The organism is Streptomyces sp. NPDC051664 (assembly GCF_044453545.1).
Taxonomy (GTDB): Bacteria; Actinomycetota; Actinomycetes; order Streptomycetales; family Streptomycetaceae; genus Streptomyces.
Window position 1 is genome coordinate 1 of the sequence record NZ_JBITCU010000125.1, and the last position, 1,417, is coordinate 1,417.

The window sequence follows — 1,417 nt, forward strand, 5'->3', positions numbered from 1 at the left end:
AACTCTTCCGGATAAGGCTTGGGCACAGCGACATCCTTCCCACCCGCCCCACAGGGCAAGCCAGTTCAGATGTCACCCAATCGTGCAGCAGACCCGACGCTGACCTGCCTGGCAGGCACCGAGCCGGTGGTCGGTGCCCAGCACGCGGCGGTGCAGCGGCTCCAGTTCTTCCTGTCCGAGTCGACGTGGGACCACGAGCGGGTCAATTCCCGCAGGGTGGAGTTGCTGCTCGCCGATCCAGCGACCGCGCCGCACCCGGGCGGGGTGCTGGTGATCGACGACTCGGGGGACCGCAAGGACGGGAAGGCGACCGCGTACATCGGCCGGCAGTGGCTGGGCCGGCTGGGCAAGACCGACAACGGCATCGTCACGGTGACCACCTGCTGGGCTGATGAGAACCTCTACTACCCGCTGCACGCCGTGCCCTACAGCCCCGCCCATCACTTCCCCAAGGGCAAGAGCGACCCCGACTTCCGCACGAAGCTGCAGATCGCCGCTGAACTCGCCCGCACCGCGAAGGCTGCCGGGGTGGCCTTCCGAGCCGTGGCCGCCGACTGCGCCTACGGCGACCAGGACGGCTTCCGCAGACAACTCGACGCGGCAGGGCTGCCGTTCGTCATGGCCCTCAAACCGAGCCACGGCACCTGGGCCTACGGCAAGGACGCCTACATCCCCGCCGACGCCGCCCGCGACCTGACCTGGACGGACCCCGAACATCCCGGCGACTGGACCCCGGTCGAACGCACCTTCCGCGACGGGCACACCGAGACCTGGTGGACCGCCGATGCCCACCTCGGCTGGTGGGGACCCGACGGAAACGTCCGCCTGGTCGTGACGACCGCAGACCCGACCACGTTGCCCGCACAAGCCACCTGGTACCTGGCCACCGACCTGCCCCGCCCCGGCAGTCCACGCGGGGCCGACAGCCCCGAACCCGCCGCTGACCTGCACGAAGTCGTCCGGATCTACGGCATCCGGCACTGGATCGAGCAAAGCTACAAGCAGGTCAAGGACGAACTCGGCTGGGCCGACTTCCAGGTCCGCTCCGACACCGCCATCCGCCGCCACCAGACCCTGGTCACCTGCGCCTTCTCGTTCTGCTGGGACACCTGGTTCACTCAACTGCCAGACCAGGAACTCGCCCTTGTCCCCGAGGTCCCGCCGGCCGCAACCCCGGCGGGACCGGCTGAGAGGGGGCCGAGGCAGACCCCACCAGCCCCAAACGGCCAGCTGGCCCAAGGCGATCCGCGCCGTCCGGGCCTGGCTCGACCCTTGGACCACCCTCCAACGCTGCTGGCGAGCCTGGACCAACGCACCCACGCCTGAGGCGACCCCGGTGGTGTGGACACTCTGACAATGGATCTTGCAGATCCGAGGAAGGGTGTCTTGGTGGGACGGAAGTCTCCGTATCCGGCGG

The 1,417-nt window shown here is 69.0% G+C and carries 1 protein-coding gene; it reads left to right on the forward strand.

Translation table 11 applies throughout. From position 1 onward, the window contains the following. Nucleotides 1-69 precede the first annotated feature (69 nt). Nucleotides 70-1,326: an IS701 family transposase gene (locus ACIA8E_RS41955; protein WP_399307377.1), complete on the forward strand. Its 1,257-nt coding sequence runs from the start codon at nucleotides 70-72 to the stop codon at nucleotides 1,324-1,326. The last annotated feature ends 91 nt before the right edge of the window (nucleotides 1,327-1,417 follow it).

Bases quoted from the DNA above. Each gene is read 5' to 3' on its own strand.
- ACIA8E_RS41955 (WP_399307377.1), top strand. From the start codon at position 70: ATGTCACCCAATCGTGCAGCAGACCCGACGCTGACCTGCCTGGCAGGC.